At 57.6% G+C, this 21,627-nt stretch carries 21 protein-coding genes; 11 read left to right on the top strand and 10 right to left on the bottom strand.

What is annotated here, in order from left to right:
* Positions 1-3: 3 nt before the first annotated feature.
* Positions 4-1,353, bottom strand: coding sequence for a quorum sensing histidine kinase QseC (gene qseC / locus SOM40_RS19790; protein WP_320531042.1), 1,350 nt, complete (start codon positions 1,351-1,353; stop codon positions 4-6).
* Complete coding sequence (qseB, locus tag SOM40_RS19785) at positions 1,350-2,009, bottom strand: quorum sensing response regulator transcription factor QseB (RefSeq protein WP_320531043.1); 660 nt, start codon at positions 2,007-2,009, stop codon at positions 1,350-1,352. Before qseB ends, qseC begins: the two co-directional genes overlap by 4 nt.
* Before the next feature lie 138 nt (positions 2,010-2,147).
* On the opposite strand from qseB, the gene SOM40_RS19780 reads away from it, so the two are divergent.
* The 5 genes from SOM40_RS19780 to SOM40_RS19760 all read left to right on the top strand — a co-directional run bounded on the left by SOM40_RS19780 (position 2,148) and on the right by SOM40_RS19760 (position 9,597).
* Complete coding sequence (locus SOM40_RS19780; RefSeq protein ID WP_106995826.1) at positions 2,148-2,549, top strand: YgiW/YdeI family stress tolerance OB fold protein; 402 nt, start codon at positions 2,148-2,150, stop codon at positions 2,547-2,549.
* Between the two features lie 119 nt (positions 2,550-2,668).
* Complete coding sequence (gene parC / locus SOM40_RS19775; RefSeq protein WP_320531044.1) at positions 2,669-4,927, top strand: DNA topoisomerase IV subunit A; 2,259 nt, start codon at positions 2,669-2,671, stop codon at positions 4,925-4,927.
* A gap of 122 nt (positions 4,928-5,049) precedes the next feature.
* Entirely contained in the window at positions 5,050-5,787 is a 738-nt protein-coding gene (plsC, locus tag SOM40_RS19770; protein ID WP_106995824.1) for a 1-acylglycerol-3-phosphate O-acyltransferase, read from the top strand.
* Between the two features lie 59 nt (positions 5,788-5,846).
* Positions 5,847-7,259, top strand: a complete 1,413-nt coding sequence (gene ftsP / locus SOM40_RS19765) for a cell division protein FtsP (protein ID WP_320531045.1) — start codon at positions 5,847-5,849, stop codon at positions 7,257-7,259.
* A gap of 163 nt (positions 7,260-7,422) precedes the next feature.
* Entirely contained in the window at positions 7,423-9,597 is a 2,175-nt protein-coding gene (locus tag SOM40_RS19760; protein ID WP_261644810.1) for a YgiQ family radical SAM protein, read from the top strand.
* Between the two features lie 88 nt (positions 9,598-9,685).
* On the opposite strand, the gene dkgA is transcribed toward SOM40_RS19760, so the two are convergent.
* Together dkgA and yqhD are read right to left on the bottom strand one after the other, a co-directional pair.
* Positions 9,686-10,513 carry a 2,5-didehydrogluconate reductase DkgA gene (dkgA, locus tag SOM40_RS19755; RefSeq protein WP_225758076.1) on the bottom strand — a complete coding sequence of 276 codons (828 nt, stop codon included), beginning with the start codon at positions 10,511-10,513 and terminating at the stop codon, positions 9,686-9,688.
* A 105-nt stretch (positions 10,514-10,618) separates the two neighbouring features.
* Positions 10,619-11,782 (bottom strand): alcohol dehydrogenase, encoded by a 1,164-nt coding sequence (gene yqhD / locus SOM40_RS19750; protein ID WP_320531046.1) that lies wholly within the window; start codon positions 11,780-11,782, stop codon positions 10,619-10,621.
* Between the two features lie 183 nt (positions 11,783-11,965).
* On the opposite strand from yqhD, the gene SOM40_RS19745 reads away from it, so the two are divergent.
* The gene (locus SOM40_RS19745; RefSeq protein WP_106995819.1) at positions 11,966-12,862 is read left to right on the top strand and encodes an AraC family transcriptional regulator; all 897 of its coding nucleotides are present in this window, start codon (positions 11,966-11,968) and stop codon (positions 12,860-12,862) included.
* 107 nt (positions 12,863-12,969) lie between these two features.
* On the opposite strand, the gene yghB is transcribed toward SOM40_RS19745, so the two are convergent.
* Positions 12,970-13,629 (bottom strand): DedA family general envelope maintenance protein YghB, encoded by a 660-nt coding sequence (yghB, locus tag SOM40_RS19740; protein ID WP_106995818.1) that lies wholly within the window; start codon positions 13,627-13,629, stop codon positions 12,970-12,972.
* Between the two features lie 141 nt (positions 13,630-13,770).
* A complete protein-coding gene (gene metC / locus SOM40_RS19735; protein ID WP_320531047.1) occupies positions 13,771-14,958 on the bottom strand; it encodes a cystathionine beta-lyase in 1,188 nt (395 codons plus the stop codon).
* 251 nt (positions 14,959-15,209) lie between these two features.
* On the opposite strand from metC, the gene exbB reads away from it, so the two are divergent.
* Positions 15,210-15,941 carry a tol-pal system-associated acyl-CoA thioesterase gene (gene exbB / locus SOM40_RS19730; RefSeq protein ID WP_320531048.1) on the top strand — a complete coding sequence of 244 codons (732 nt, stop codon included), beginning with the start codon at positions 15,210-15,212 and terminating at the stop codon, positions 15,939-15,941.
* Between the two features lie 6 nt (positions 15,942-15,947).
* Positions 15,948-16,373: a TonB system transport protein ExbD gene (gene exbD, locus SOM40_RS19725; protein WP_106995815.1), complete on the top strand. Its 426-nt coding sequence runs from the start codon at positions 15,948-15,950 to the stop codon at positions 16,371-16,373.
* Positions 16,374-16,509: 136 nt separating this feature from the next.
* Here the strand turns inward: exbD and SOM40_RS19720 are convergent, their stop codons facing one another.
* The 3 genes from SOM40_RS19720 to SOM40_RS19710 form a co-directional block, all read right to left on the bottom strand.
* Positions 16,510-17,406, bottom strand: a complete 897-nt coding sequence (locus SOM40_RS19720; protein ID WP_106995814.1) for an SDR family oxidoreductase — start codon at positions 17,404-17,406, stop codon at positions 16,510-16,512.
* Between the two features lie 119 nt (positions 17,407-17,525).
* Positions 17,526-17,978 carry a cytoplasmic protein gene (locus SOM40_RS19715; RefSeq protein WP_320531049.1) on the bottom strand — a complete coding sequence of 151 codons (453 nt, stop codon included), beginning with the start codon at positions 17,976-17,978 and terminating at the stop codon, positions 17,526-17,528.
* Entirely contained in the window at positions 17,971-18,375 is a 405-nt protein-coding gene (locus SOM40_RS19710) for a hypothetical protein (protein WP_106995812.1), read from the bottom strand. The genes SOM40_RS19715 and SOM40_RS19710 overlap by 8 nt, the downstream gene beginning before the upstream one ends.
* A gap of 105 nt (positions 18,376-18,480) precedes the next feature.
* Here SOM40_RS19710 and SOM40_RS19705 point away from each other — a divergent pair, with 105 nt between their 5' ends.
* Complete coding sequence (locus SOM40_RS19705) at positions 18,481-18,984, top strand: ESA_00282 family adhesion-associated protein (protein WP_225758080.1); 504 nt, start codon at positions 18,481-18,483, stop codon at positions 18,982-18,984.
* Between the two features lie 81 nt (positions 18,985-19,065).
* Positions 19,066-19,554 (top strand): TIGR00645 family protein, encoded by a 489-nt coding sequence (locus SOM40_RS19700; protein ID WP_106995810.1) that lies wholly within the window; start codon positions 19,066-19,068, stop codon positions 19,552-19,554.
* Between the two features lie 39 nt (positions 19,555-19,593).
* Here the strand turns inward: SOM40_RS19700 and SOM40_RS19695 are convergent, their stop codons facing one another.
* A complete protein-coding gene (locus SOM40_RS19695; protein ID WP_312191302.1) occupies positions 19,594-20,634 on the bottom strand; it encodes an aldo/keto reductase in 1,041 nt (346 codons plus the stop codon).
* Positions 20,635-20,717: 83 nt separating this feature from the next.
* Between SOM40_RS19695 and yghX the strand changes: the two genes are divergently transcribed.
* Positions 20,718-21,605 carry a YghX family hydrolase gene (gene yghX / locus SOM40_RS19690; protein WP_166183998.1) on the top strand — a complete coding sequence of 296 codons (888 nt, stop codon included), beginning with the start codon at positions 20,718-20,720 and terminating at the stop codon, positions 21,603-21,605.
* The last annotated feature ends 22 nt before the right edge of the window (positions 21,606-21,627 follow it).

Below are 21,627 nucleotides of genomic sequence, written 5' to 3'. Positions count from 1 at the left end.
CCCTTACCAGCCGATCCTGACCTCAAACCCGCCATCCTGCCCGTTGCGGAGAGAAACCTGCATCCGGTGCAGCGTGGCAATGCGCTTGACGATCGACAGACCCAGGCCGCTGCCGGTCTGATCCTGGCCTGGCGGGCGATAAAAACGCTCCCCGATCCGCGCCAGGGCCTCGGGCGCAATACCCGGGCCGGTGTCGCGCACGGTAAAGCTGTGGGTATCCAGCGTCACCTCCACCACACTGCCGCGCGGGCTGTAGCGCACGGCGTTATCCAGCAGGTTACGCACCAGCAGGCTCAGGAGCAGCTGCTGCCCGGTGCGGGTGACCTGCGGGTCGTGAATATGGAGGCGGATCTCGATCCCGGCCTGCTGCGCCGGGTGATAGATATCCATCACCGCCGACTGGAGTAAATCGGCCAGCTTAAGGGGTTCGACATCGTCCAGATTTTCCAGCGAATCCAGCCGCGACAGCGTCAGGAGCTGCTCAACCAGCCTTGATGCCCGGTCGATCCCGGCGTGCAGCTGGTCCAGGGCTTTCGCCTGCGCCTGCGGGTCGTCCAGCGAGAGCTGCGCGACGTCGGTCTGCACTTTCAGGGCGGTTAGCGGGCTGCGCAGCTCGTGGGCAGCATCCGAGGTAAAGCGGCGCTCGCGGGCCATCATCTCCCCGGTGCGGGCGAAAAGCTGATTCAGCGCCTCCACCAGCGGGCTGACCTCCGCGGGCACCCCGTGCGTCGGCAGCTGGTCGGTGGCATCGGGGGAGCGAGCGCGCAGGGTTTGCGCCAGCTTTTTCAGCGGCCAGAGTTCACGGCTCAACAGAACGATCAGCACCAGCAGCATCACCGGCAGGGCCACCAGCCACGGGGTGAGCTGGGATCTCACCACGTCCAGCGCCATCTCCTGGCGGTACTCCCGCTCCTGGCCCACCACCACCCGGTACTTGCCGTCCGGTGCGGTAAGCCATAAGAAGCGCCAGTCGTCGTTATCGTCGTTGAGCTGGCCGTTATCAAACCCTTCCCGACGATAGTGATACGGGATCTCGCGCCCGTTCTCGCCGTCGTTGAGCACCATTTTGCCGTCGGGGGTGTAGATGGCAAAGGCCAGCGCATCGTCATCCAGATGCCCGTGTTTCGCTTTTTTCGGCACCTCGCGCATCCGCTCCGGGGCGCGGATCTCATCCAGATCCATGGTCAGGAGCCGTTTAGCAAACAGCATCTGCTGGGTGTCGAATAGCTTATCGAGCTTCTCGCTGGTCTGCTGCCAGGCGACCAGGCTGGCGGCAAACCACGCCGTCAGCGACAGGACGAGGAATAGCAGCGTCAGGCGCAGCTTGAGGCTCAGGCGTTGGGTCAGTTTCATGCATCACCCAGGGTATAACCGATGCCGTGCACGGTGCGGATAAAATCGCTGCCGAGCTTGCGGCGCAGATGGTGGACGTGGACCTCTATGGCGTTGCTGGAGACATCGTCGTCCCAGGTATAGAGCTTCTCTTCAATCAGCTTGCGCGGCAGCACCCGGCCCGCGTTGCGCATTAACAGCTCCAGCAGGGCGAACTCTTTCGGCTTGAGCAGCAGGGTTTCGCCATTAAGGCTGGCCACCAGCCGGGTGGGATCGAGCGTGACGCCGCCGTGGCGCAATTCGCTGTGCGCCTGACCGTGACTACGGCGCACCAGCGCCTCAAGGCGGGCGGCCACTTCGATCAGCGCGAAGGGTTTACAGAGATAGTCGTCGGCCCCGAGACGCAGCCCCTCGACGCGCTGGTTAAGCGCATCCCGCGCGGTGAGGATCAGTACCGGCTCGCTGCGGCCCTGCTCCCGCCATTCGCGCAGGAGCTGCAGCCCGTCGATGCCGGGCAGCGTCAGGTCGAGCACCACCGCGTCATAGGGGGCGCTGTAGAGCGCTGCTCTGCCGGTTTCACCCTCGGTGAACCAGTCCACGCTGAAGCCCAGTTTTGTCAGCCCGGCCTTGATGCCGTCGCCGATCAGCTTGTCGTCTTCTACCAGTAAAATGCGCATGTTCCCTCCCTGTCGCGGCCAGTAAACCCTCTGTCACGCCCGGCTGTACAGTAAAAAAATTTAAATTTTCCGCTTAAGAAGTTGTTAAGGTTTACCCTGTTTAATGGATTGCGAAACGACATTAAAGGGAGAGTTAAGATGAAAAAATATGCTGCGATTGCTGCCATCATGATGATCACCACCGCGCCGGTGTTTGCTGCTCAGGGCGGGTTCAATGGCCCGTCAGCGACGGCAACCCAGACGCAAACCCAGCAGGGCGGTTTTGTCGATAACGACGCCAACCTCACCACCGCCGCCAAGGTCAAGGATCTGAAGGACGACAGCTGGGTAAAACTGCGCGGGAACATCACCGAGCGCCTGTCCGACGACCGCTACACCTTCCGCGATGAGAGCGGCACGGTGAACGTTGAGATCGACAACAAACACTGGAACGGCCAGACCATTTCCCCGCAGGATAAGGTTGAGCTGCAGGGCAAGGTCGATAAAGAGTGGAACGATTTCGAAATCGACGTGAAACAGGTTATCAAGCTGAGCAAATAACCCGGAAAGGGGCCGCTATTCGGCCCCTTTTTCTTTGTGACTCGACTCGCCAGATAAGGTAGTATCTGCGGCAATATTGCCTGAAACCAACTGGTTTCTGAGTTGAGGAATCCCATTTAATGAGCGATATGGCAGAGCGCCTCGCGCTACATGAATTCACGGAAAACGCCTACCTGAACTACTCCATGTACGTCATCATGGACAGGGCGTTGCCGTTTATCGGTGATGGGCTGAAACCCGTTCAGCGCCGCATCGTGTATGCGATGTCTGAACTGGGTCTGAATGCCAGCGCCAAGTTTAAAAAATCCGCCCGTACCGTCGGTGACGTGCTGGGTAAATACCATCCGCACGGCGACAGCGCCTGTTATGAAGCGATGGTGTTGATGGCCCAGCCGTTCTCGTACCGCTATCCGCTGGTCGACGGTCAGGGGAACTGGGGTGCGCCGGACGATCCGAAGTCGTTCGCGGCGATGCGTTACACCGAATCCCGCCTCTCTAAATATGCCGAACTGCTGCTCAGCGAGCTGGGCCAGGGCACCGTGGAGTGGGTACCAAACTTCGACGGTACGATGCAGGAGCCGAAAATGCTGCCTGCGCGTCTACCGAACATCCTGCTGAACGGCACCACCGGCATTGCCGTGGGGATGGCGACGGATATCCCGCCGCACAACCTGCGTGAAGTGGCGAAAGCGGCGATCACCCTGATTGAACAGCCGAAAACCTCGCTGGATGAGCTGCTGGATATCGTCCAGGGGCCGGACTACCCGACCGAAGCGGAGATCATCACCTCCCGCGCGGAAATCCGCAAAATCTACGAGAACGGTCGCGGCTCGGTGCGCATGCGCGCGGTGTGGACCAAAGAGGACGGCGCGGTGGTGATCACGGCGCTGCCACACCAGGTCTCCGGCGCGAAAGTGCTGGAGCAGATCGCCGCCCAGATGCGCAATAAAAAGCTGCCGATGGTGGATGACCTGCGCGACGAATCCGACCACGAAAACCCGACCCGTCTGGTGATCGTGCCGCGCTCTAACCGCGTGGACATGGAACAGGTGATGAACCACCTGTTCGCCACCACCGATCTGGAAAAAAGCTACCGTATCAACCTGAACATGATCGGCCTCGACGGTCGTCCGGCGGTGAAAAACCTGCTGGAGATCCTCACCGAATGGCTGACCTTCCGTCGGGATACGGTGCGCCGTCGTCTGAATCACCGTCTGGAAAAAGTGCTTAAGCGCCTGCATATCCTTGAAGGTTTGCTGGTGGCGTTCCTCAATATCGATGAAGTGATCGAGATCATTCGTACCGAGGATGAGCCGAAGCCGGCATTGATGTCGCGCTTTGGCATCAGCGAAACCCAGGCTGAAGCGATCCTCGAGCTGAAACTGCGCCATCTCGCCAAACTGGAAGAGATGAAGATCCGCGGTGAGCAGAATGAGCTGGAAAAAGAGCGCGATCAGCTGCAGGCGATCCTCGCCTCCGACCGTAAGATGAACAACCTGCTGAAGAAAGAGCTGCAGGCGGATGCCGAAGCCTTCGGTGACGAGCGTCGTTCTCCGCTGCACGAGCGCGAAGAAGCGAAAGCGATGAACGAGCATGACATGCTGCCGTCCGAGCCGGTGACCATCGTGCTGTCACAAAGCGGCTGGGTACGCAGCGCCAAGGGTCACGACATCGACGCCCCGGGCCTGAGTTACAAAGCGGGGGACAGCTTCAAAGCCGCGGTGAAGGGTAAGAGCAACCAGCCGGTGGCCTTTATCGACACCACCGGACGCAGCTACGCCATCGATCCGATTACCCTGCCATCGGCGCGCGGGCAGGGCGAGCCGCTGACCGGCAAGCTGACGCTGCCGCCGGGTGCCACGGTTGAGCACATGCTGATGGAAAGCGATGAGCAGAAGCTGCTGCTGGCCTCCGATGCGGGCTACGGCTTCATCTGTACCTTTAACGATCTGGTATCGCGTAACCGTGCGGGCAAGGCATTGATTAGCCTGCCGGAAAACGCCCGCGTCATGACACCGCTGGTGATTGCAAACGAGAGCGATATGCTGCTGGCGATCTCTGCCGCAGGCCGCATGCTGATGTTCCCGCTCAGCGATCTGCCGCAGCTGTCGAAAGGGAAGGGCAACAAGATCATCAACATCCCGACGGCGGACGCGGCCTCAGGCGAAGACAGCCTGGCGCACCTCTTTATTCTGCCGCCGCAAAGCACCCTGACCATCCACATGGGCAAACGCAAAATCAAAATGCGTCCGGAGGAGCTGCAGAAAGTGGTCGGCGAACGTGGACGCAAAGGGTCGCTGATGCGTGGCCTGCAACGCATTGAACGCGTGGAGATCGACTCGCCGCACCGCGCTAAAGCGGGCGATAACGAAGCGTAACAGAGCACCTCCCCCTCCGTTCAGGAGGGGGTCTCGCGTAAAACATCCGTTATAAAAACAAAAGAGTTACCCGCTTACAGTTGCAGTATAATCGTCAGCTGTCAGGGGTTTTTGAGGTCGCTATGCTATTAATTGTTCGTTCCATTCTTGCCGTGATTTACTGCATTCTGGTCTGTATTTTCGGCTGTATTTACTGCCTGTTCAGCCCGCGCAATCCAAAGCACGTTGCCACCTTTGGCCACATGTTTGCCCGTCTGGGGCCGCTGTTTGGTGTGAAAGTCGAGACGCGTCTGCCGGAAGGGGTAGAGAAGCACGGCAACGCTATCTATATCGGTAACCATCAGAACAACTACGATATGATCACCGCCGCCAAAATCGTCCAGCCGCCAACCGTGACCGTGGGCAAAAAAAGCCTGCTGTGGGTGCCGTTCTTTGGCCTGCTCTACTGGCTGACCGGCAACCTGCTGATCGATCGTAACAACCGCGCCAAAGCGCACGGCACCATTGCCGAGGTGGTGAACCACTTCAAAAAGCGCAGGATCTCCATCTGGATGTTCCCGGAAGGGACCCGCAGCCGCGGCCGCGGCCTGCTGCCGTTCAAAACTGGCGCGTTTCACGCCGCAATTGCGGCAGGTGTACCGATTATTCCGGTGTGTGTTTCCAACACATCGAATAAGATTAACCTCAACCGCCTGCGTAACGGCCTGGTGATCGTCGAGATGCTGCCGCCGGTCGATGTCAGTAAATATGGCAAAGATCAGGTGCGTGAGCTGGCGGCCCATTGCCGCGAATTAATGCTGAATAAAATCGCTGAGCTCGATAAAGAAGTCGCAGAGCGCGAAGCCGCTGGCAGGGTTTAAGCCGGCCTGAAGGGAAAACGAATTCCCGCGTTGTTAGTACGTTTATCCATGGAGCTAATATGTCACTCAGTCGCCGTCAGTTTATTCAGGCATCGGGTATCGCCCTTTGTGCAGGTGCGGTTCCGCTGAGGGCAAACGCCGCCGGGCAGCAACAGCCGCTGCCCATCCCGCCGTTACTCGAGTCCCGTCGTGGTCAGCCGCTGTTCCTGACGTTACAGCGCTCCCACTGGTCGTTCACCCAGGGGACGCGGGCTAATGTCTGGGGCGTTAACGGGCGCTACCTTGGCCCGACCGTGCGCGTCTGGAGCGGCGATGACGTCAAACTGATCTACAGCAACCGTCTGGCGGAGAACGTTGCCATGACCGTCAGCGGTTTGCAGGTGCCGGGCCCGCTGCTGGGCGGCGCGCCTCGCATGATGTCCCCGAGCGCCGACTGGGCGCCGGTTCTGCCGATTCGCCAGAACGCTGCCACCCTCTGGTATCACGCCAACACCCCAAACCGCACCGCGCAGCAGGTCTATACCGGCCTGGCGGGGATGTGGCTGGTGGAAGATGAGGTCAGCAAATCTCTGCCGATCCCGAATCATTACGGGGTCGACGACTTCCCGATCATCATTCAGGACAAGCGGCTGGATAACTTCGGTACGCCGGAGTACAGCGAGCCAGGCAGCGGCGGCTTTGTCGGTGACACGCTGCTGGTGAACGGCGCGCAAAGCCCGTATGTCGAAGTCTCCCGCGGCTGGGTGCGCCTGCGTCTGCTGAATGCGTCCAACTCGCGCCGCTATCAGCTGCAGATGAGCGATGGCCGGGCGCTACACGTGATTGCCGGGGATCAGGGCTTCTTACCGGCCCCGGTACCGGTTAAGCAGCTGGCGCTGGCGCCGGGCGAGCGACGCGAAATCCTGGTGGATATGACCAACGGCGATGAAGTGTCGATCACCTGCGGCGAGGCGGCGAGCATCGTTGACCGCCTGCGCGGCTTCTTTGAACCCTCGAGCATTCTGGTGTCGACCCTGGTGTTGACCCTGCGACCAACCGGGCTGTTGCCGCTGGTGACCGATACCCTGCCGATGCGCCTGCTCCCGGACGAGGTGCTGAGCGGGACGCCGGTGCGCAGCCGGGATATCAGCCTCGGTGACGATCCGGGCATTAACGGCCAGCTATGGGATGTGAACCGCATTGATATCACCGCCCAGCAGGGCACCTGGGAGCGCTGGACGGTACGCGCCGACATGCCGCAGTCATTCCATATCGAAGGGGTGAAGTTCCTGGTGCGTAACGTCAACGGCGCCATGCCGTTCCCGGAAGACCGGGGCTGGAAAGATACCGTCTGGGTCGACGGGCAGGTTGAACTGCTGGTCTATTACAGTCAGCCCTCCTGGCCGCACTTCCCGTTCCTGTTCCACAGCCAGACGCTGGAGATGATGGACAGGGGCTCGGTAGGGCAAATGTTAATTAATCCGGCACCGTAATTGTGCCGGGTGGCGGCTTCGCCTTACCCGGCCTACATGCCCCGTAGGCCCGGTAAGCGCAGCGCCACCGGGCAATAATATCTGCGCACAATACTCCTTCATTTCCCACATTGTTCCAGCGTATAATCCCGCTCCTTTTGTCTATTTTTTCTTCGGAAGCATTATGAGCGCAATTTCCCTGATCCAGCCGGATCGTGACCTCTTCTCCTGGCCCCAGTACTGGGCGGCCTGCTTTGGACCGGCGCCGTTCCTGCCGATGTCTCGTGAAGAGATGGACCAACTTGGCTGGGACAGCTGCGACATTATTCTGGTGACCGGCGATGCCTATGTCGATCACCCGAGCTTTGGCATGGCGATCTGCGGTCGTATGCTTGAAGCCCAGGGCTTCCGCGTCGGGATCATTGCCCAGCCGGACTGGAACAGCAAAGAGGACTTTATGCGCCTCGGTAAACCGAACCTGTTCTTCGGCGTCACCGCGGGCAACATGGACTCGATGATCAACCGTTACACCGCCGACCGCAAACTGCGTCACGACGATGCCTACACCGCGGATAACGTGGCGGGCAAGCGTCCGGACCGCGCGACGCTCGTCTACACCCAACGATGCAAAGAAGCATGGAAAGACGTGCCGGTCATCCTGGGTGGCATCGAAGCGAGCCTGCGCCGTACCGCCCATTACGACTACTGGTCTGATACCGTGCGCCGTTCGGTGCTGGTGGACTCCAAAGCCGACATGCTGATCTTCGGCAACGGCGAGCGTCCGCTGGTGGAAGTGGCGCACCGTCTCTCTCAGGGCGAGCCGGTAGGCAACATCCGCGACGTGCGTAATACCGCGATCATGGTGAAAGAGGCCCTGCCGGGCTGGAGCGGGGTGGATTCCCGTATCATCGATATGCCAGGCAAAATCGACCCGATCCCGCACCCGTATGGCGAAGATCTGCCGTGCGCCGATAATAAGCCCGTCGAGCCGAAGAAAGCCGAAGCTAAAGCGATCACCGTTCAGCCGCCGCGTCCAAAGCCGTGGGAAAAGACCTACGTGCTGCTGCCGTCCTTTGAGAAAGTTAAAGCGGACAAAGTGCTTTACGCTCACGCTTCCCGAATTCTGCACCACGAAACCAACCCGGGCTGTGCCCGTGCGCTGATGCAAAAGCACGGCGAGCGCTATATCTGGGTCAACCCGCCGGCCATCCCGCTCTCTACCGAAGAGATGGACAGCGTCTTTGCCTTGCCGTACAAGCGTGTGCCGCACCCTTCATACGGTGACAGCCGCATTCCGGCCTATGAGATGATCCGCTTCTCGATCAACATCATGCGCGGCTGCTTCGGCGGGTGCTCCTTCTGCTCCATCACCGAGCACGAAGGCCGTATTATCCAGAGCCGTTCCGAAGAGTCGATTGTTAACGAGATCGAAGCTATTCGCGACACGGTTCCGGGTTTTACTGGCGTGATCTCCGATCTGGGTGGCCCGACGGCCAACATGTATATGCTGCGCTGTAAGTCGCCGCGTGCGGAGCAGACCTGCCGTCGTCTCTCCTGTGTCTATCCGAGCATTTGCGAGCACATGGACACCAACCACGAACCGACGATCAACCTCTATCGCCGCGCCCGCGACCTGAAAGGCATCAAGAAGATCCTCATCGCTTCCGGCGTGCGTTACGACATCGCCGTGGAAGATCCGCGCTACATCAAAGAGCTGGCGACCCACCACGTGGGCGGCTACCTGAAGATTGCCCCTGAGCATACTGAAGAAGGCCCGCTGTCGAAGATGATGAAGCCGGGGATGGGCAGCTACGACCGCTTCAAAGAGCTGTTCGATACCTACTCCAAACAGGCCGGGAAAGAGCAGTATCTGATCCCGTACTTCATCTCCGCGCACCCGGGTACGCGTGACGAAGACATGGTGAACCTGGCCCTGTGGCTGAAGCAGCGCCGCTTCCGTCTGGATCAGGTGCAGAACTTCTACCCGTCACCGCTGGCGAACTCGACCACCATGTATTACACCGGCAAGAACCCGCTGAGTAAGATTGGTTACAAGAGTGAAGATGTGGTGGTGCCGAAGGGGGACAAACAGCGTCGCCTGCATAAAGCCCTGCTGCGCTACCACGATCCGGCTAACTGGCCGCTGATCCGCCAGGCGCTGGAAGAGATGGGTAAAAAGCACCTGATCGGCTCACGTCGTGACTGCCTGGTGCCTGCCCCGACGCTGGATGAGATGCGCGAAGCGCGTCGCCAGAATCGCAATACGCGCCCGGCACTGACCAAGCACACGCCGATTGTGCACCAGCGTTCGAACGCGGGCGCGACGGCGAAGAAAAATGTAAAACGTAAGATTGGTTAAACCTGTAAAAATGCCCGGTGGCGCTAGCGCTTACCGGGCCTACAATATCTTACCCTCTCCCCTATGGGGAGAGGGCAGGGTGAGGGGACTAACCGCCAAACTGGTCCGGATCCGGGCCTAAACGCTTGCCTTTATCCAGCTTCGCAATTTCACCTAACTCATCTTTATCCAGACGGAAATCCCACACCGCGAAGTTCTCCGCGATACGCGCTGGGGTAACGGATTTCGGGATCACCACCAGGCCGCAGTCCAGATGCCAGCGAATGACAATCTGTGCCGGGGTTTTGCCGTACTTATCGGCCAGGTCGCGAATGATTTTCTGATCGAAGACCCCTTCGCCGCCCTGGGCCAGCGGGCTCCAGGATTCGGTCTGGATCTTGTGGGTCGCATTCCATGAGTGCAGTTGACGCTGCTGCATCAGCGGGTGCAGTTCAATCTGGTTAATCACCGGGGCAACGCCCGTCTCATCAATCAGACGCTGCAGATGGTGGACCTGGAAATTACAGACCCCGATGCTCTTCACCAGCCCGGCTTTCTGCAGGTCAATCATCCCTTTCCAGGCGTCAACATAGTGATCGATCGCCGGAACCGGCCAGTGCATCAGATAGAGATCGACGAAATCGAGTTGCAGCTTGTCCAGGCTCTCCTGGAGTGCTTCCGCTGGACGTTTCTGGTCGTCGTTCCACAGCTTGGTGGTGATGAATAACTCATCGCGTGACACACCGGCGCTGGCCAGCGCGTTGCCCACGCCGTCCTCATTTTTGTAGGCGGCTGCGGTATCAATAGAGCGATAGCCGACTTCCAGTGCTTTGTGAATGGCGGACACGACCTCGTCGTTACCGGCTTTCCATACGCCGAGCCCCAACTGGGGCATTACGTTGCCGTCCTGAAGCTTGATTACGGTTTGGTTTGCCATCTTTCCTCCTTCATGGGACATCCACCAGAGGTAATCCTCTGGTGGCGTATGTGCATTAAGCCTGGCCTAAATGCCGAAAAACGAAAGGTAAGCGCGCAAAATCGCTTAGCGAGCAGCCTCGTAAATACGGCGGCTCACGTCGAGGGTAATGTCGTGATGCTCACCGATCTGGGTCATGCCGTGCTCTTCGAGTTTCGCCAGCAGGGCAGGGATGGAGCTCCCGTCCAGGCCGTAGCCGGAAAGACGCGTTGGCACGCCCAACTGTTCGAAGAAGTTACGGGTCGCGGCGATAGCGGCATCGATACGCTCGTCGTCCGAACCGTCGGTGATACCCCAGACGCGCTCAGCATACTGCAGCAGTTTGCCGCGCTTGGTGTCGCGTTTTTCATTCCACAGCGCAGGCAGCACCACCGCCAGGGTCTGGGCATGATCGAGACCGTGCATCGCCGTCAGCTCGTGGCCCAGCATGTGGGTGGCCCAGTCCTGCGGCACGCCGGCACCGATCAGGCCGTTCAGCGCCTGAGTCGCGGCCCACATCACGTTGGCACGTACTTCGTAGTTCTCTGGCTCTTGCAGGGCCAGCGGGCCGTCTTCGATCAGGGTCAGCAGAATGCCCTCGGCGAAACGATCCTGAATTTTGGCGTTTACCGGGTAAGTAACGTACTGCTCAACGGTATGAACAAAGGCATCCACTACGCCGTTCGCCACCTGACGCGGCGGCAGGGTGTAGGTATAAACCGGATCCAGCACCGCAAACACCGGCTGCACGTGCTCGTTCATAAAGGCCTGTTTGTCGCCGGTGGTTTTACGGGAGATCACCGCGCCTTTGTTGGATTCGGAGCCGGTAGCAGGCAGGGTCAGCACGGAGCCCATCGGGATGGCGCTTTTGATGTCGCTGCCGCCGGTCTGCAGGATGTGCCACGGGTCGATGCCGTCAGCGTAGTGGGCCGCCGCAGCGATAAACTTGGTGCCGTCCAGCACCGAGCCGCCGCCCACTGCCAGCAGGAAGGTGATCTTCTCGTCGCGGGCGATTTTCACCGCGTTCATCAGGGTTTCGTAAGACGGGTTCGGCTCAATGCCGCCAAACTCACGCACGTCCAGACCTTGCAGGGCGCTGTAGACCTGATCCAGCACGCCGTTTTTCTTCACGCTGCCGCCACCGTAGGTGATCAGCACGCGGGCGTCGGCCGGGATCTGCTCGCGCAGATCGGCGATAGCGTCTTTACCAAACAGAATGCGGGTCGGGGTATGCAGATTGAAATTGTTCATTGTTCTTTCCCTTGGGTGGGTGAAAATACCGGGCTAACTGATGGTGCCCATTGTGGCGAGCGCCAGCGCTCCTCTCAATGCACATTTCTGCCGTTGTCTTGCCCATTTCTACAGGGTGCTGGAGAAACTGCGAAAAACCGCGCACACTGCAAACGTCGGAAACCTTACCCGGATTGAGCAAAGATGAACCGCGATGAAACCTGCCTGCAGCTAACGGCGCAAATTAACAGACTGAAAGATAATGCAAATAAGCTCAGCGAACTGCTGCCGGATGTACGTCTGCTGTACGGTACCCAGCCCGGCACCCGCACGCCGGTGATGTATCAGCCAGGTATCATTTTTCTCTTTTCCGGGCATAAAATTGGCTATATCAATGAGCGTGTATTCCGCTATGACCCGCGCGAATATCTGCTCCTGACAGTACCTTTACCCTTCGAATGTGAAACCTTCGCGACAGAAGCCGTGCCGCTGGCAGGTATTCGTTTAAATGTGGATATCCTGCAGCTGCAGGAGCTGCTGATGGATATTGGCGAGGACGAGCTGTTTTGCCCGTCGATGGCGGCAAGCGGGATCAACTCCGCCACGCTGACGGATGAGATACTCTGTGCCATTGAGCGCCTGCTGGATGTGATGGAGCGCCCGCTGGATGCGCGCATTTTGGGTAAGCAGATTATTCGTGAGATCCTCTACCACGTGCTGCTGGGGCCGGGCGGCGGGGCGCTGCTGGCGCTGGTCAGCCGGCAGACTCACTTCAGCCTCATCAGCCGGGTGCTGAAGCGCATCGAGAGCCAGTACACCGAAAACCTGAGTGTCGATCAGCTGGCGGCCGAGGCCAATATGAGCGTCTCGGCGTTCCACCATAACTTCAAATCGGTGACCAGCACCTCGCCGCTGCAATATCTCAAGAGCTACCGCCTGCACAAGGCGCGGATGATGATGATCCACGACGGGATGAAAGCCAGCGCGGCGGCGCTGCGGGTAGGCTATGAAAGCGCGTCGCAGTTCAGTCGGGAGTTCAAACGTTACTTCGGGGTGACGCCAGGGGAAGACGCGGCGCGGATCAGGATGATGCAGGGATAGTGATGGTGCGGGCTTGTCCCCTCACCCCGGCCCTCTCCCCATAGGGGAGAGGGTGTCCAGGTTCCCTCTCCCCTATGGGGAGAGGGTTAGGGTGAGGGGTATTACTGTCAGGCGCGACAGTATTTCTTACGGATCACCACGACGATAGTGCCCACCAGCCCGGCCACCAGCAGGAACACCGGCAGGATCATCAGGAAGGTCATGACCTGATCTTCATGGCGTTTCACGAATGGGATCATGCTCAGGGCATAGCCGAAGGTGGTCACCACGCCGACCCACAGCAGCGCGCTCAGCCAGTTAAAGAACTGGAAGCGGCGGTTAGAGAGCCCGGAGATGCCCGCCATGGTCGGCAGCAGGGTGCGCACAAAGGCCAGGAAACGTCCGGCGAGCAGCGCCAGCAGGCCGTGGCGATCAAACATGCAGGCCGCGCGCTGGTGATACTTATGCGGCAACTGCGCCAGCCAGCCTTTCACTACCCGCGTATTGCCCAGCCAGCGGCCCTGCAAATAGCTGAGCCAGCAGCCCAGGCTGGCGGCGGAGGTCAGGATCACCATCGTCGGCGCAAAATCCATCACCCCTTTCCCGATTAACGCCCCCGCCAGCAGCAGAAGGCTGTCACCCGGTAAAAATGAGGCAGGCAGTAACCCATTTTCCAGAAACAGCGTGGCGAACATCACGAGATAAACAACCCCAACCACGTGAGGGTCCGCCAGTGCTGCAAAATCGTGTTGCCAGAGTGCAGCGATAATATCTTGAATAACAGCCATGGGCTTTCCTGTGGAACAGCGTATATGGGCCTATTGTACTCCCTATTTCGCCTGCGGGCTTTGATCGCAGGCGCAACAAATCAGACTTTTCTGCATCGATTGAGGAGAAAAGTGTCCGCGGAGTGCTTTTATGACCCGGTGTTATTCGATACGCGCAAATCCGGCCTCTAAATCGGCAATCAAATCCTCGACGTTTTCCAGGCCGATATGCAGACGGATCAGGGTCCCGGTAAAGTCTACTTCTCCGCCCGGACGCAGGGCGGCAATCTGCTCTGGCTGGTTGGGCAGGATCAGCGACTCAAAGCCGCCCCACGAGTAGGCCATGCTGAACAGGGAGAAATTATCGAGGTAGTTTGCCAGCTCGTCATTGCTCAGGCGCTTGTTGAGCACAAACGAGAACAGGCCGCTGCTGCCCGTAAAATCACGTTGCCAGAATTCATGCCCGACGCTGCCCGCCAGGGCAGGATGGTTAACCCGCGCCACCTGCGGATGCTGCGCCAGCCACTGGGCGACTTTCAGGCTGCTTTCATGATGCTGGCGCAGGCGGACGCTCAGGGTACGCAGGCCGCGACTGGTCATGTAGGCGGTATCGGCATCCACCATCTGTCCCATCAGATAGGCGTTTTCACACAGCTGCTCCCAGCAGCGGGCGTTGGAGACCGCCGTACCGATCATGCCGTCCGAGTGGCCGATCAGGTACTTGGTCGCCGCCTGAATAGAGATGTCGATACCAAAATCAAGCGCCTTAAACAGCACCCCTGCCGCCCAGGTGTTATCGATCATGATGATGGCGTCCGGCGCTTTGCTGCGTACCGCCTGTACGATGGCCGGCACATCATGCACTTCCATGGTGATGGAGCCAGGCGATTCGAGGAACACGATCCGGGTATTGGGCTGGATCAGATCGGCAATCTTCGCGCCGATCTGCGGATCGAACCAGCCGGTGGTCACGCCCAGCTTGCTGAGGATTTTGGTGCAGAAGTCCTGGCTCGGCTCGTAGGCGGTGTTGGTCATCAGGATATGGTCGCCCTGTTCAACAAACGCCAGAATAGTATTGGCCACCGCCGCCGCACCGCACGGGAACAGGGCGCAGCCTGCGCCGCCTTCCAGCTCGCACATCGCTTCCTGTAATGAGAAGTGGGTCAGCGTCCCGCGACGCCCGTAAAACAGCTCGCCCTTCGCCCGGTTGCGGGTGGCGTGCTTTTTCGCCTCGACGGTCTCAAACACCAGCGACGAGGCGCGCTGAATCACGCTGTTCACCGAACCGAGGGTATATTTCTTGCTGCGTCCCGCCTGGACAAGGGTGGTATCAAGATGCTTCTCTTTCATGTCTGCGCAACCTGTTTTTATACGTCTGGACGTCCACACTATCACGAAAGTAAAAATGGTCGCGATAAGGGTGGTGGGATCAGCGGAATATTTTTTAAAATATGTTTCCGGGAAATTTTTCCTGCGTAAGCGCAAGGAAAATGAAACGAATTTACGGCACTATGTAAATACTAATGAGAACTACTATCAATTCGACGTTGTTTTGATATTATTATGCTCAGATTTTGTGATTTGCGTCCTGGAGATACCGAGTGGGTAATAATTTGATGCAGACGGATCTCTCCGTCTGGGGTATGTATAATCATGCCGACATCGTGGTGAAGATTGTGATGATCGGCCTGATTCTGGCGTCCGTCGTCACCTGGGCTATTTTCTTTAGCAAGAGCGTGGAGCTTATCTCTCACAAGCGCCGTCTTAAGCGCGAGCAGCAGCAGCTGGCCGAGGCCCGCAACCTGAATCAGGCGAGCGACATGACCTCTTCCTTCCAGGCCAAAAGCCTGACCACCCAGTTAATCAACGAAGCCCAGAACGAGCTTGAGCTTTCTGCAGGCAGCGAAGACAACGAAGGGATTAAAGAGCGTACCGGCTTCCGTCTGGAGCGTCGCGTGGCGGCCATTGGTCGTCATATGGGGCGCGGTAACGGCTACCTGGCGACCATCGGTGCGATTTCACCGTTCGTCGGTCTGTTCGGTACGGTCTGGGGCATCATGAACAGCTTCATCGGCATCGCCCAGACCCAAACCACCAACCTCGCGGTTGTGGCCCCCGGCATCGCAGAAGCCCTGCTGGCGACGGCGATTGGTCTGGTTGCCGCTATCCCGGCGGTGGTCATCTATAACATCTTTGCCCGTATGATCGGCAGCTACAAAGCGACCCTCGGTGACGTTGCCGCTCAGGTCCTGCTGCTGCAAAGCCGCGATCTGGACCTCAGTGCCAGCGCCGTGAAGCCGGTCCGTTCTGCTCAGAAATTACACTTAGGTTGATTCGTCATGGCAATGCGTCTTAATGAAAATCTGGACGATAACGGCGAAATGCACGAAATCAACGTGACGCCGTTTATCGACGTCATGCTGGTTCTGCTGATTATCTTCATGGTTGCTGCGCCGCTGGCGACGGTAGACGTGAAGGTCAATCTGCCTGCATCATCCAGTCAGCCGCAGCCGCGCCCGGAAAAACCGATTTATCTGTCCGTGAAAGCCGATAAATCCATGTTCCTGGGTAACGATCTGGTAACGGATGAGTCGGTGATCCCGGCGCTGAATACCCTGACTAACGGCAAGAAAGAGACCACCATCTTCTTCCGTGCTGACAAGACCGTCGACTACGAAACCATGATGAGGGTAATGGACACGCTGCATCAGGCGGGTTACCTGAAGATTGGCCTGGTAGGCGAAGAGAAGACTGTGGCGAAATAAAACGCAAAAAGGCAACGTAAGTTGCCTTTTTTAATGTTTGTTCCCTCTCCCCGTGGGAGAGGGTCAGGGTGAGGGCATCAGCCCGCAAAGAATCGGTAGGCCGGGTAAGGCGAAGCCGCCACCCGGCACTGCACAACTACCCCAGATGTTCCCCGCCGCACACGCCGTGCACTTCCGCCGTCACATAGCTTGATTCCTGGCTCGCCAGATAGACGTACACCGGTGCCAGCTCCGCAGGCTGCCCTGCGCGCTTCATTGGGGTCTGCTGACCAAACTGCGGGATCTTCTCCTGCGGCTGACCGCCGGAAATTTGCAGCGCCGTCCAGACAGGGCCTGGGGCCACCACGTTAACGCGCACGCCGCTCTCCGCCACCTGCTTCGCCAGCCCGCGGCTGAAGTTAAGGATCGCCGCTTTGGTAGACGCATAGTCCAGCAGGTGCGGACTTGGCTGATAGGCCTGAATCGACGAGGTGGTGATGATACTCGCCCCGGCCGGCAGCAGCGGCAGCGCCTCCTGGGTTATCCAGAACAGGGCGAACACGTTCACGGTAAATGTCTGTGTAAACTGCTCCGTTGTAATATCAGCAATATTCTCGACTGCCACCTGCTTACCGGCCACCAGCGCCAGCACATCGAGTCCGCCGAGTTCCTGATGGGCTTTATGCACCAGCGAACGGGCAAATTTTTCATCGCTCAGGTCACCGGGGATCAGTACCGCTTTGCGTCCGGCTTCTTCAATCAGCTGCTTAACCTGCTGCGCGTCTTCTTCTTCGGCAGGCAGATAGTTAATCGCAACGTCTGCGCCTTCACGCGCGTAAGCGATGGCGGCAGCGCGTCCAATACCGGAGTCGCCCCCTGTCACCAGTGCCTTACGATCCTGTAGTCTGCCGCTGCCTTTGTAGCTCTTCTCGCCGCAATCCGGGACCGGATCCATCTTGCTCTGCACCCCGGGGATGGGCTGTTTTTGCTTCGGGAATTCGCCAGTGTAGTACTGGGTGGTTGGGTCCTGAATTTTGCTCTGGGAATTTGCCATTGAGGTTCTCCTTGAGTGGGTGATCAGGCTTTAAGCTTAGAAGAATCAACCGGGAAGTGAGGATCATTCAGGATAATCCTTAAACCAATAGCAACAGGCGGAGCGGGACGCGCTGGGGGTTACGGCTTTTGCGCAGGGGGTGTCGTTTTCGCGGCGAGTACGTCTTCATTCAGCGCGACGGTGCTCACGCTGGTGGTACGATAGCCTTCATCGGCCAGTTTACGGGTAACGCGCAGGGTGGCGGTTTCACGGGCCCGCAAATACTGATAATTGGTTTCCAGCCGGGCCAGTATTTTCTCTTTTAAGTCTGGGCGCTGCTGCATAATGGCATTAATTGCCGCACCGTAGATCTCTTCTTTAACCTGTAACGGATAAATTTCACGGCGGTTCTGCCATTTCAGCCGCACCAGACCTGCTGGAATCGAGAGCAATTCTTTGGCAATACGTTGTATTTCAGCGTTTTTAATCTCTTTCAGCGCAGCCAGATTTTGCTCTAAGATAAATTCATCGCTCTTTTTATCATCTAAAGCTAAATAAACGTTGTTGTTATCAACATCCTTCACGTTATTCATCCTCTAGCTTATAAAAAATGGGCGTGTTTTTTTCACAGGTAATTAGATTCAGCCAGATATCATTACCAGCTTCGTTTATCTCAGCGGTTTTTTCCGACAATATTTGACTTAGTGCCTGGGCATCTATTTCCCCTTCCGCTTGCAGGTCATTGAGCAGGCGGGCGAACACCTCGATTTTAACCACCCGGAATAACCGGTCCTTTATATGGCGGTCGTGCTCTTCGAGCAACATATTGCGGGAGTTACCGGTACGGGTAACACCAATTAATATATCAGGCTCGTAATCAGCGAGTGTTCTTTTCCCCTTAGTGAAATTTGCATTGCTTTCTGCTTCTGGTGGTTTCGGTTCCACGGTAGAAATGTGAAACTTAGCCGGGACCAGATTGTCGGGCAACATTTTATATTTCCTTTAATTTCAACGGGGTGGGCTTGTCTGGAGTGTGAGATTCGTTGACAATAACATGAGGCAAATTTAAAATCAAAAAAAATGGAGCCTGCCTATATGAACAGCATTTTTTATACTGTCATTACTTTGTTATTGCTTACTGCCGTGGTTCTTTTATTGATGCGCGAGTTCAATAAAAGTAGCGAAGCGGATAACGCGCACCCCCATGCGCAGCCAGAACGGATGTCAAAAGAAGAGGGCGAAGACCATTTTTCTGTGTTAATGAATGCGATTACGCCGGTCTGGTACTGGCGTGTTAATCATGAATATATTGATTTCCTTCATGCCACAATTAAACGAATGAATATGGTGGAAATAAATAGTACGCCTGACCTTTTTGATGCGCAGCGTCGTTGCAGCGATCTCAACTCGGCGGTGTACAAATATTACGACAATATCAAGAAGCGCTGCCTGAATGGTGAGAAAGTGTCGCATTCCGATCTGGAGGTGATGAACCTGCGCCAGTGTTTTCGTGAGTTCAGCCTGGAGGCCTATCCGGCGCTGGTGGTGCTGGTGTGGCCGGAGTATCAGCGGCCTGAGGTTAAGCCGGAGCAGGTATAGGGTCTTTGTTGTTTAGTTGTTGCAAACACTTTGTCGCGTTGCGATATACTGCACGCTGGTTTCGTTTGCAGACAGGACTCTATGGAACGCTTTTTTGAAAACGCAATGTATGCCTCCCGCTGGCTGTTAGCCCCGGTCTATTTTGGCCTCTCGCTGGCGCTGGTGGCCCTCTGTATTAAATTCTTTCAGGAAATTTTTCACGTCCTGCCGCACATATTCAGCGTTGCGGAATCCGACCTGATTCTGCTCCTGCTGTCGCTGGTGGATATGACCCTGGTGGGCGGCCTGCTGGTGATGGTGATGTTCTCAGGCTACGAAAACTTCGTGTCGCAGCTGGACATTGCCGCGGATAAAGAGAAGCTGAGCTGGCTGGGCAAAATGGACGCCTCGTCGCTGAAAAATAAAGTGGCTGCCTCGATTGTGGCTATCTCGTCGATTCACCTGCTGCGGGTGTTTATGGATGCCAAAAATATCCCGGATAACAAGCTGATGTGGTATGTGATTATCCACCTGACGTTTGTGCTGTCAGCGTTTGTGATGGGGTATCTGGATAAGCTGAGTCGCAAGTAATAAAAAAGCCGGGTAAGCGCAGCGCCACCCGGCATTTAACTACTTATCTGACGACGCCTGCCACAGATTGAGCTGCCCGTCAGCCACATGCTGATCGATCCGCTGCAGCTCATCCTCGCTAAAGTGCAGATTATTCAACGCCTGCACGTTCTCCTCCAGCTGCTCTGTCCGGCTGGCACCAATCAATACTGACGTCACGCGATCGTCTTTCAGCAGCCAGCTCAGGGCCATCTGCGCCATCGTCTGACCACGCGCCTGCGCCATTTCGTTCAGCAAGCGCAGGCTGTTGAGGTTGGCCTCGGTCAGCATGTTTTCGGTCAGGCCGCGCGCCTTTTTGCCTTCGCGCTGCATGCGGGAGCCGTCAGGAATGCCGTTCAGATATTTGCCGGTCAACAGGCCCTGCGCCAGCGGCGTAAAGGCGATACAGCCGGTGCCGTTAGCGGCCAGGATATCCAGCAGGCCGCTCTTGTCCACCCAGCGGTTAAGCAGGTTGTAGGAAGGCTGATGGATCAGCAGGGGGATCTTCCACTCGCGCAGCAGCTCCGCCATTTTCTGGGTGCGTTCCGGCGAATAGGACGAGATGCCAACGTACAGCGCCTTCCCGCTCTGCACCGCCTGCGCCAGCGCCGAGGCGGTCTCTTCCATCGGCGTATTTTCATCTACCCGGTGCGAGTAGAAGATATCCACATACTCCAGCCCCATCCGCTTCAGGCTCTGGTCGAGACTGGCGAGCAGATACTTGCGCGAACCACCCGCACCGTACGGGCCCGGCCACATGTCATAGCCCGCTTTAGTGGAGATAATCAGCTCGTCGCGATACGCTGCGAAATCATCCCGCAGCAGGCGGCCAAAATTTTCCTCCGCACTGCCCGCCGGTGGGCCATAGTTATTGGCGAGATCAAAGTGGGTGATGCCGCAGTCAAAGGCTTTTCGCAGCAGGGCGCGCTGCGAGTCGAGGGCGTGAACGTGGCCAAAGCTGTGCCACAAACCGAGCGACAGGGCGGGTAAACGCAGGCCGCTTTTTCCACAGTACCGGTACTGCATATTCTCGTAGCGTTCAGGGGAAGCGTTCCAGGGCATGATGTCTCCTTTCAAGGTTTTTGATTTTCGAAACAGCGTTTCTATTCTAACCTTACTCAGTGCACAATTCATGGAGATATGCGATGACGCGTATGACCGCCAAAGACTTTCCTCAGGAATTGCTCGACTACTACGATTATTACGCTCACGGCAAAATCAACAAACGTGAGTTCCTCAATCTGGCTGCCCGCTATGCCGTCGGCGGGGTTACGGCGCTGGCACTGTTCAATATGCTCAAGCCGAATTACGCCCTTGCCGAGCAGGTAAAGTTCACCGATCCCGATATTCTGCCTGAATACATCACCTATCCTTCGCCAGACGGTCATGGCCAGGTGCGTGGCTATCTGGTGAAACCCGCTCACGCTACCGGCAAAGTCCCGGCGGTGGTGGTGGTGCACGAAAACCGCGGCCTCAACCCTTACATCGAGGATGTGGCGCGTCGGGTGGCGAAAGCAGGATACATCGCCCTGGCGCCGGATGGCTTAAGCTCGGTGGGGGGGTATCCCGGCAACGATGAGGAGGGGAAAGTCCTGCAGCAGAAGGTCGATCCCACGAAGCTGATGAACGACTTCTTTGCCGCGGTCGGGTTTATGCAGAAACACCCGGACGCCACGGGCAAGGTGGGGATCACCGGCTTCTGCTATGGCGGTGGGGTCTCTAACGCCGCGGCGGTGGCCTGGCCAGAGCTGGCGTGCGCCGTGCCGTTTTATGGCCGACAGGCTCCGACCGCCGACGTCGCCAAAATTAAGGCACCGTTGCTGCTGCACTATGCGGAAAACGACAAGAATGTTAACGAGGGATGGCCTGCCTATGAAGCCGCGTTAAAAGCGAACGGTAAGGTGTATGAGGCCTGGATCTACCCTGGCGTAAACCACGGGTTCCACAACGATTCGACCCCGCGTTACGACGAACCCGCTGCCGAATTAGCCTGGAAACGAACCCTGGGATGGTTTGAGAAGTATTTGAGCTAACAAAAATGCCCGGCAGCCTCAG

Origin of the sequence: Leclercia sp. CFBP8987 (genome assembly GCF_034044995.2) — a bacterium.
Lineage (GTDB): Bacteria > Pseudomonadota > Gammaproteobacteria > Enterobacterales > Enterobacteriaceae > Enterobacter > Enterobacter tamurae.
This window is presented reverse-complemented; position numbering and strand designations above follow the sequence as displayed.

Coding starts and splice junctions, on each gene's coding strand:
- yghX (WP_166183998.1), top strand. CDS start 20,718: ATGACGCGTATGACCGCCAAAGACTTTCCTCAGGAATTGCTCGACTAC.
- yqhD (WP_320531046.1), bottom strand. CDS start 11,782: ATGAACAATTTCAATCTGCATACCCCGACCCGCATTCTGTTTGGTAAA.
- qseB (WP_320531043.1), bottom strand. CDS start 2,009: ATGCGCATTTTACTGGTAGAAGACGACAAGCTGATCGGCGACGGCATC.
- SOM40_RS19695 (WP_312191302.1), bottom strand. CDS start 20,634: ATGCCCTGGAACGCTTCCCCTGAACGCTACGAGAATATGCAGTACCGG.
- SOM40_RS19780 (WP_106995826.1), top strand. CDS start 2,148: ATGAAAAAATATGCTGCGATTGCTGCCATCATGATGATCACCACCGCG.
- parC (WP_320531044.1), top strand. CDS start 2,669: ATGAGCGATATGGCAGAGCGCCTCGCGCTACATGAATTCACGGAAAAC.
- plsC (WP_106995824.1), top strand. CDS start 5,050: ATGCTATTAATTGTTCGTTCCATTCTTGCCGTGATTTACTGCATTCTG.
- metC (WP_320531047.1), bottom strand. CDS start 14,958: ATGAAAGAGAAGCATCTTGATACCACCCTTGTCCAGGCGGGACGCAGC.
- dkgA (WP_225758076.1), bottom strand. CDS start 10,513: ATGGCAAACCAAACCGTAATCAAGCTTCAGGACGGCAACGTAATGCCC.
- SOM40_RS19760 (WP_261644810.1), top strand. CDS start 7,423: ATGAGCGCAATTTCCCTGATCCAGCCGGATCGTGACCTCTTCTCCTGG.
- ftsP (WP_320531045.1), top strand. CDS start 5,847: ATGTCACTCAGTCGCCGTCAGTTTATTCAGGCATCGGGTATCGCCCTT.
- SOM40_RS19705 (WP_225758080.1), top strand. CDS start 18,481: ATGAACAGCATTTTTTATACTGTCATTACTTTGTTATTGCTTACTGCC.
- SOM40_RS19745 (WP_106995819.1), top strand. CDS start 11,966: ATGAACCGCGATGAAACCTGCCTGCAGCTAACGGCGCAAATTAACAGA.
- SOM40_RS19720 (WP_106995814.1), bottom strand. CDS start 17,406: ATGGCAAATTCCCAGAGCAAAATTCAGGACCCAACCACCCAGTACTAC.
- yghB (WP_106995818.1), bottom strand. CDS start 13,629: ATGGCTGTTATTCAAGATATTATCGCTGCACTCTGGCAACACGATTTT.
- exbD (WP_106995815.1), top strand. CDS start 15,948: ATGGCAATGCGTCTTAATGAAAATCTGGACGATAACGGCGAAATGCAC.
- SOM40_RS19700 (WP_106995810.1), top strand. CDS start 19,066: ATGGAACGCTTTTTTGAAAACGCAATGTATGCCTCCCGCTGGCTGTTA.
- SOM40_RS19715 (WP_320531049.1), bottom strand. CDS start 17,978: ATGAATAACGTGAAGGATGTTGATAACAACAACGTTTATTTAGCTTTA.
- qseC (WP_320531042.1), bottom strand. CDS start 1,353: ATGAAACTGACCCAACGCCTGAGCCTCAAGCTGCGCCTGACGCTGCTA.
- SOM40_RS19710 (WP_106995812.1), bottom strand. CDS start 18,375: ATGTTGCCCGACAATCTGGTCCCGGCTAAGTTTCACATTTCTACCGTG.